Annotated in this window: 8 protein-coding genes and 1 pseudogene; 6 read left to right on the top strand and 3 right to left on the bottom strand. The window is 60.5% G+C overall.

The annotated features are described in order from the left end of the window. Positions 1 to 411: 411 nt before the first annotated feature. The 3 genes from CWO89_RS38455 to CWO89_RS38445 all read right to left on the bottom strand — a co-directional run bounded on the left by CWO89_RS38455 (position 412) and on the right by CWO89_RS38445 (position 1,702). Positions 412 to 675, bottom strand: a complete 264-nt coding sequence (locus CWO89_RS38455) for a GlsB/YeaQ/YmgE family stress response membrane protein (RefSeq protein ID WP_130583556.1) — start codon at positions 673 to 675, stop codon at positions 412 to 414. 40 nt (positions 676 to 715) lie between these two features. Continuing rightward, positions 716 to 1,171 carry a YidB family protein gene (locus tag CWO89_RS38450; RefSeq protein WP_130583555.1) on the bottom strand — a complete coding sequence of 152 codons (456 nt, stop codon included), beginning with the start codon at positions 1,169 to 1,171 and terminating at the stop codon, positions 716 to 718. Positions 1,172 to 1,519: 348 nt separating this feature from the next. Further along, the gene (locus tag CWO89_RS38445; protein ID WP_130583554.1) at positions 1,520 to 1,702 is read right to left on the bottom strand and encodes a hypothetical protein; all 183 of its coding nucleotides are present in this window, start codon (positions 1,700 to 1,702) and stop codon (positions 1,520 to 1,522) included. Positions 1,703 to 2,275: 573 nt separating this feature from the next. Here CWO89_RS38445 and CWO89_RS38440 point away from each other — a divergent pair. The 6 genes and pseudogenes from CWO89_RS38440 to CWO89_RS38415 all read left to right on the top strand — a co-directional run. Then, complete coding sequence (locus CWO89_RS38440; protein WP_245476768.1) at positions 2,276 to 3,130, top strand: PhnA-like protein; 855 nt, start codon at positions 2,276 to 2,278, stop codon at positions 3,128 to 3,130. 557 nt (positions 3,131 to 3,687) lie between these two features. Continuing rightward, positions 3,688 to 4,127: pseudogene (locus tag CWO89_RS38435) on the top strand (Hsp20 family protein). A gap of 85 nt (positions 4,128 to 4,212) precedes the next feature. Then, entirely contained in the window at positions 4,213 to 4,536 is a 324-nt protein-coding gene (locus CWO89_RS48475; RefSeq protein ID WP_130583552.1) for a hypothetical protein, read from the top strand. Between the two features lie 204 nt (positions 4,537 to 4,740). Then, positions 4,741 to 4,923 carry a hypothetical protein gene (locus CWO89_RS38425; RefSeq protein ID WP_130583551.1) on the top strand — a complete coding sequence of 61 codons (183 nt, stop codon included), beginning with the start codon at positions 4,741 to 4,743 and terminating at the stop codon, positions 4,921 to 4,923. A gap of 198 nt (positions 4,924 to 5,121) precedes the next feature. Then, positions 5,122 to 5,682 (top strand): YciE/YciF ferroxidase family protein, encoded by a 561-nt coding sequence (locus CWO89_RS38420; protein ID WP_130583550.1) that lies wholly within the window; start codon positions 5,122 to 5,124, stop codon positions 5,680 to 5,682. Between the two features lie 543 nt (positions 5,683 to 6,225). Further along, a partial coding sequence (locus CWO89_RS38415) for a glycosyltransferase family 4 protein (RefSeq protein WP_130583549.1) occupies positions 6,226 to 7,018 on the top strand: 793 nt, incomplete at its 3' end.

Genomic DNA, 7,018 nt, shown 5'->3' with positions numbered 1-7,018 from the left:
CAATGCGATTGTGCGTTCTGGCGCTAGCGCCGCGGCGCGACCACGAGGATCAACGCCGCGGCGTGCGCGCGCTCTCAAGCCGACCAATGGGGGCAGAGGGCTTTGATGATCAGCGCGAAGGTTCTAGAGAAGAGCACGGACACAGTTAAATCGCCTTCCGGCCTCGCCGTTCGTCGTCGGCTGTTTTTCTGTACTGTTCAGCCTCCGTCATCGCAACAAAAATTCAGCAGCCTTGAGCAGAAACAACATGCGAGCCCGAGCGCTTTGAGGCGACCGTATCGAAGGATGACGAGCTAGATTAATTCGCCTCCGGTCGTGACGTTATCACGCCATCGCATGGGAGACAGCCAGCGGAGCGGCAGCTGTTAGCGCAAAGTCGACCCGCGGATGTGCTTCAACTCGGGCAGTTCTTCAGATTGTGCGCCGTTGTCGGCCAGCGATGAGCCCGTACACAAACAGCACGATTATCGCACCCACCACAGCACCGATGAGTCCTGCGCCCTCTCCGGGATGATACCATCCCAGAGCTTGCCCAAGATAAGTCGCGACGAAAGCGCCGACGATGCCGAGGATGGTTGTGAGGATGAAGCCGGAGGGCTCGTTATCGCCCGGCATAATGAATTTGGCTATCACCCCGGCGATGAAGCCAATGATAATTGTCCAAAGGATACTCATTTTGGTACCTCTACTAAAGTAAGCGATGACGGCAGCGGAACTATGCGGCCGGCAAACGTCCATCCGGCGTGTACTTGTCGACTGCTGCGGGCAGTTCGCGGGACAGCCTCGCGAGGATCTCCTCTTGAGAAAGCCCGGTCTGCTGTTCAAGTTTCTCCAATACGTCAGAGCCGATCGCTTGCTTCAGCTGCGGTGCCGAGATCTCTTTATTGGGACCCTGGTTTACCCAAGACTGAGCCACTTCGCCTTGGCCATTTTGGTTGAACTTCTCCAGTAGCTCGCCGATTCCGCCGCTGAGCAATCCACCAACTCCTGACCCACCGAGCATGCCGGTGAGATTGCCAAGTAACCCACCGAGCGGTTGCTGAGTGCCCGCCTCGTCTGGAGGCTCAGCACCTGTACCTTTGAGCAGCTCCGCCAACTTGTCTCGGTTCTGATACCCGGCAATGGCGAGCAGTCCTAAAAGTGCAGTCATGGATGGCATTCCGCGGCTCATCTGCGTCTCCTCGAGAAGGTGGTACGTCGAACTCTCTGGCTTTGAGTCTGTTCCTAATCCGAGAAGTCGGCATTTGCGGCCAAGCCGCCCGGCTTCCCAGCGGCCGCCGGACGGGTCAACTAGGAACGGTGATGTCTTCCAGCGTCTCACTGATCAGCGAGCGCACGTCGGCGAGCGCTTTGCGGTGGCCGATCCCGCGCTGATATTGATCCCAAGCTGCGAGATTGCGTGATGGCGTCGACCGCCAGCTCGTCCAGTCTGGCCTTGACGCGTTTGGCCAGCTTGATGTCGATGATGATGCTCACTTGAGCCGCTCTCCCCTGTCCCGCGAAAGGTCGGCCGCCAAGGTCATTTCTTCGCCTTGGTGTAGTCGCCAGGCTTCCCCGTCTTCTCGAGACCGGCCATCGCCCGAGCCGGCGCCGGATTCCATCTTCGGATATGCACGGCGAAGCCTTGTTCGACGTCTTCTGGCGCATCGCGTGGGAGCGGCGCGCTGCCTTGCCGACCTCCTTCATCGGGTTTGTCAGTCATGTTGCCTCTTCGTCAGTGGACCAAGATGCGTGGGCCGCGATTTTGGACCGCTATGACAAGTATTCAGACGAGCAGCGAGCTGGCCAGTTTCAGCGCCCTGCAGTGTTGAGAGCCGACTGCTGGAGTAAGCGCCCGCACTGAGCAGCCGCGCGAGAGCGCGTCACGCGCGGGCGCTCCACTCGAGGTAAACTAGGAACGAAATCGTTCGATATTCGTCGAATCCTGGCTTCCGACCTTATCGCTCCCTCAAAAGGCTCGGCCGGAGCAAAGCCCACCAGGTTGGCGGCCCCAGTGGCGACTGGGCCGTTTGGCACGCACCTTCCTCCGCCTCGAGCTATGCACCCGGGCAAGTTCAAATTCGACAATAGAAATGCTGGCGCCTGTGTCAGCTAGCCGCGGCAGCAATCCCGCACGTGTAGGAACATCGCCGAAAACAGAAGGTTACGGACCCAAAGTTCCGATTTGTAGAAGGCGCACAAAATGACGTATTCCCCGGACGTGAGTCGATCAACCGACCACCGAAATCCTCCCCAGGCAAGTGCAGTCGCTCCCGCCGACGAGGTCCGCACCATCATGCTGAATCAGATCTCTTGGGGCGCCGTCTTCGCCGGTGCCACGATCGCTCTCGTGATGCAGATGATCCTCAACATGATTGGAATCGGCGTAGGGCTCTCTACCGTAGACGTCGTGGCGGGAGATACACCGAGCGCCGGATCACTTTCCATTGGAGCCGGTATCTGGTGGGTTATCTCCGGAATAGTTGCGGCTGCAATTGGAGGCTACATCGCCGGGCGGCTTTCAGGAAAGGCATCACAATCGACAACAGCCTATCACGGTCTGATTGCGTGGGCGGTTTCAACCCTCATCGTCGTGTACCTGCTCTCGTCGGCCGCCTCGGGTCTGATTGGCGGCGCCCTGAGCACGGCGTCGTCAGCACTTGGCGGAGCTGGCAAAGCCGTCGGCGGGTCCGTGCAGACTGCGGTCCAGACCGCAGCGCCTTCCTTAAACAACATGAGCGATCCGATGGCGACCATCGAGAACAAGGTTCGCAGCGCCTCGGGCGGCCAGGATCCCGCGGCACTTCGAGAAGCCGCAGCAACAGCCGTTCGTGCGGCGCTCTCGGGAGACCCCGCACAACAGGCCGCGGCGACGGATAAGGCTGCTGATGCTCTGGCCAAGGCGCAGAATATTTCTCTCGATGAGGCCAAGGCTCAGGTTGCGCAGTACCAACAGCAGTACCGAGACATGATCGCCAAGGCCAAACTCCAAGCCAAGCAGGCGGCGGATACAACAGCCAAGACGGTATCGCGCGGGGCGCTATTCGGTGCTCTGGCTCTTTTGCTGGGCGCTCTGGCCGCGTTTTTTGCGGGTCAAGCTGGTGCCGTAACGCCGACAGTCACGCGTGGATCAGCGCGGTCATTCACTTGAATGATGTGGAGAAGCCGTCGTTGAAGGCGGCCCGGTGGCGCCGTAAGTACCCACCGGGCCCCCACCAGGCGGAATCAGGGCTGTTGATCTAGCATACTCGGCCCCGCCGAGTTTTACGTCGGGGCGGATGCCAGTGCGGACGGGCCGTAGGTTGGTGATCTGGAAGCCACGTGGCCACCGGAATAGCTGCCGCTACTGATTGGTGCAGGCGGTCTCATAAAAGCGAAGGCCTTCGCGTTTTGGGCGCGACGAACTGACCTCGCTTCTTGGAACCTGCAGTGATTTAGCGCCCGACTGCTGGGATGGCCGCGCTGCCACTCGGCGAACATGAATCGTCGAATTTCCGCTGGGCGCCAGACCTGGACAATGCCGGTTTCGACTCGGCTTGTGATACACAAAAATTTTTGTCGCCCCCTTGAACTTTTTCTTCCGTTGCAGATTTTTTGGACGCCGCAGGTAGCGGTTTCGGGGCGCCTTCGGGCCCCGAACTAAGAGACGGGCACCGGCAGGTGTCCGGTGCCGGCTCGTATCCAACTTGCTCTTTGGAGGATTTGGCTATGAGGTATGATTGGACTCCGCTCTGGAGGTCGACCATCGGCTTCGACCGCCTTTTTGACGCTCTCGACGAGGTCCAGCGGACCGCTGAAGAGAGCTACCCCCCTTACAACATCGAACGGCTCGACGAAAATCGCTTCCAAATCTCGGTGGCGCTGGCCGGATTCACGCCAGATGAAGTCGGGCTCACGGTGGAGCAGAGCGTTTTGACGCTCGAAGGCCGCAAGGGCGAAACGGAAGAAAAGATGTTCCTGCATCGTGGCATCTCGGCGCGCTGTTCAAGCGGCAGTTCACCTTGGCCGACCATGTTGAGGTCAAGGGGGCCCGCTTCGAAAACGGCCTCCTGATCATCGATTTCCAGAGGGAGATCCCCGAGGCCATGAAGCCGCGCCGCCGTATCCCGATCAATAACGTCACACAGATCGAGGCCAAGGCGGCCTGATCCATCTGATCTTCGCAGATCAACCCCGGCCGCGCGGTGATCCGCGCGGCCACGTCGCCAACGCATTTCAGAACCGGAGGCAACCATGCGGCCGACGACCGCACGTAACGGCAATGTATTCGACTTTGAGGCACTTGTTCGTCCTGGCTCAATCTACGCTCATCCCCGCGATGTCGTCGCAGACCCCGCTCTGACCCTAGCTGAGAAGCGAGCCATTCTCGCCTCCTGGGCTTCCGACGCATCGGCCATCGCATCCTGCCCCGCCCTACGGGCGCCGGAGGCCATCAAGGCGCCCGTCCACATCGATGACATCCTTGAAGCCTGGTGCGCGCTAGATGGCGGGCCCCGCAATCCGCCTGGCGGGAAGCCCATGCGCTTGCGCTCGACCGAGCGGCGAGCTGCGGCCTAAAACGGAGTGGCAATGATGAGGGAAACCGAAACAATGCATTGCGAGGCCGAGCCGACCGAGGGAGACCTTGAGCGGAGTCTCAACGTAGAGGTAGCGGCCTAGCGCTCAGTTCGTCCGCGCTACGGAGTGACGGCGACAGCCGTCCCGGTTATTCGGCGCGGCCTGCCGTCGCGCGGTGCATTCCATGGCGCTCAGAGCTGAACCATGCCTTACCATGTTTATTCGCGGCAGGGTCCGGGCACGTTCCGCGTCATCGTCGAAACCGCCCGCCAGGCGCTCGAGAAGGCCGCACCATTCGCCGAGGAAGGACATCCTGATGTGGTCTTCAAGGACCTGCTTGGGACGGACTGCGCTGGTCGCATTGGCGGAGGCGATGAAGAGCCTTAAGCCCGCTTTCGGCGGATGCTCTTCGCCTTGCCCTCGCACCGACGTTAGCGTGACCATTTCAAGGGACCGCCGCGCTCGGCTGGCCGAGCGACGAGCCGTGTCGCCCGGATATACCTAGAGGAACCTTCAAACTCTCGGCAAGTTGATCGGCCGAGGAGGACCGCGTCCTCCTGATGCATCTCTTACCCTGGAGGACTTATGGCCAAGCGCGCGCAGAAAAAGCAAGCGACGTCCCGGCGGACGCGACAACCCCAGAAGAAGCTGAGCGATCTCTTCCACGAGACGCTCAAGGACATCTATTTTGCCGAGCATAAGATCATCAAGACATTGCCGAAGATGGCCAAAGCCGCGCGATCGAGAGAACTCGCGAGCGCGTTCACCAAACATCTTCGCGAGACCCAGGGACAGGTGAAGCGGCTGGATAAGATCTTCCGCATGCTTGGCAAGCCGGCCCGCGGCAAACCATGCGAGGCCATCATTGGCATCACCGATGAAGGCGCCGAGATCATGCGCGACTTCAAGGGAATGCCCGCACTCGATGCCGGCCTGCTGTCCGCAGCTCAGGCGGTCGAGCACTACGAAATCTCGCGGTACGGAACGCTGCGCACCTGGGCGAAAGAACTCGGCATGTCGGATGCGGTGCAGCTGCTGCAGGCCACCCTTGAGGAGGAAGAGGCGACCGACCACGCGCTGACTGAGCTGGCAACCTCGGTGATCAATTTAGAAGCGGAGCAAGAGAAGATGTTGGAAGCGGCCTAGAGCATGATGGAGCCGGCAGCCGATCAACTCGGCGAGACGCCGCGTGTCGCTGCGACATCACGAGTTGGCCTCTAGAGGAACGAACATCGGTTGCTCCGCCTCGCAACAAATCGCTGTAGGTCAGATCTTAAAGGAAGATGCGGCGCGTACGTCAGTAGGAACGGAATTGGTCGGTGGTCGAATCTGTGCTTTCGCTCGAACGACCCTCTGGCGCCCTCGGAAAACCCCGCGCTTCCCATGGCGGGGTTTTCTTTTGAACCTTTTTCGACATTCCGAGTCAGAAGTGCACTGGGGATTTCAGGGCCCAGTAGTTAGCTCAGCGCCCCGTGACGAATATACTCCGTCAACGCGGCGCTGTTGCATTTTAGAACTGGACCTTTAGCTACACTGACAGTTGGCGGCTCCGCCCTGAAAATCCACTGCGGCAACTGGGAAAACCCCACCTGCAGCCTCCGGGAAAAATCAGCAACGCCGTTGGAACGCTCAGTACCTCTTGCTCGTTCTCGCACGGTCGCCAAGGAGCAAAGGTCCGGACGAGCTGTCATGCGCATTGCCCAGATCGCGCCCTTGGCCGAAAGCGTCCCTCCCAAGCTTTATGGCGGGACAGAAAGGGTAGTCGCGTGGCTGGTCGACGAACTCGTCAGCCTGGGCCACGAAGTAACCTTGTTCGCCAGCGGGGATTCGCGCACGCGCGGGAATCTACATCCGGTCTGGCCTCGCGCGCTTCGTCTCAGCCGGCCCGCCGCCGATCCCGCGGCCGCATGCACCGCGCTGCTCGAGGCGATCGCGCAGCGGGCCGAAGATTTCGAGGTCGTGCACTCGCACATCGATTGGCTACATCTGCCACTGCTCAGCCGCCTCGGCGTGCCCTTCATCACTACGATGCACGGACGGCTCGATCTGCCTGGGTTGTCGGATGTGGTTCGTCAGTTTTCCGACGCCTCTTTCGTCTCGATATCCGACAATCAACGTCTGCCCCTGCCGAGGGTGAATTGGCGCGGTACGGTTCATCACGGTCTTCCCGCCGACCTATTCCGCCCTTCGTACGGACGAGGGTCCTATCTCGCCTTCCTGGGGCGCCTCACTGCCGAAAAAGGACCGGAAAGCGCAATCCGCATCGCGCGCGCCGCCGGGATGCAGCTTCGCATCGCGGCCAAGCTGCCTCGCAGCGAAAGGCGCTACTTTAAGGAACGGCTCGAACCGCAAATCGACGGCGCGCGGGTCAGGCTCGTCGGTGAAGTGAACGACGAGGCTAAGCAACCGTTTCTGGCGCGAGCCGCTGCGCTGCTCTTTCCCATCGATTGGCCCGAACCGTTCGGCCTGGTACCCACTTTTC

Source organism: Bradyrhizobium sp. Leo170, from assembly GCF_004296405.1.
Taxonomy (GTDB): Bacteria; Pseudomonadota; Alphaproteobacteria; order Rhizobiales; family Xanthobacteraceae; genus Bradyrhizobium.
This window is presented reverse-complemented; position numbering and strand designations above follow the sequence as displayed.

What these genes read in the sequence shown, in the direction of transcription:
- CWO89_RS38420 (WP_130583550.1), top strand. Translation starts at nt 5,122, where the DNA reads ATGGCCAAGCGCGCGCAGAAAAAGCAAGCGACGTCCCGGCGGACGCGA.
- CWO89_RS38445 (WP_130583554.1), bottom strand. Translation starts at nt 1,702, where the DNA reads ATGACTGACAAACCCGATGAAGGAGGTCGGCAAGGCAGCGCGCCGCTC.
- CWO89_RS38450 (WP_130583555.1), bottom strand. Translation starts at nt 1,171, where the DNA reads ATGAGCCGCGGAATGCCATCCATGACTGCACTTTTAGGACTGCTCGCC.
- CWO89_RS38455 (WP_130583556.1), bottom strand. Translation starts at nt 675, where the DNA reads ATGAGTATCCTTTGGACAATTATCATTGGCTTCATCGCCGGGGTGATA.
- CWO89_RS38425 (WP_130583551.1), top strand. Translation starts at nt 4,741, where the DNA reads ATGCCTTACCATGTTTATTCGCGGCAGGGTCCGGGCACGTTCCGCGTC.
- CWO89_RS38440 (WP_245476768.1), top strand. Translation starts at nt 2,276, where the DNA reads ATGCTGAATCAGATCTCTTGGGGCGCCGTCTTCGCCGGTGCCACGATC.
- CWO89_RS48475 (WP_130583552.1), top strand. Translation starts at nt 4,213, where the DNA reads ATGCGGCCGACGACCGCACGTAACGGCAATGTATTCGACTTTGAGGCA.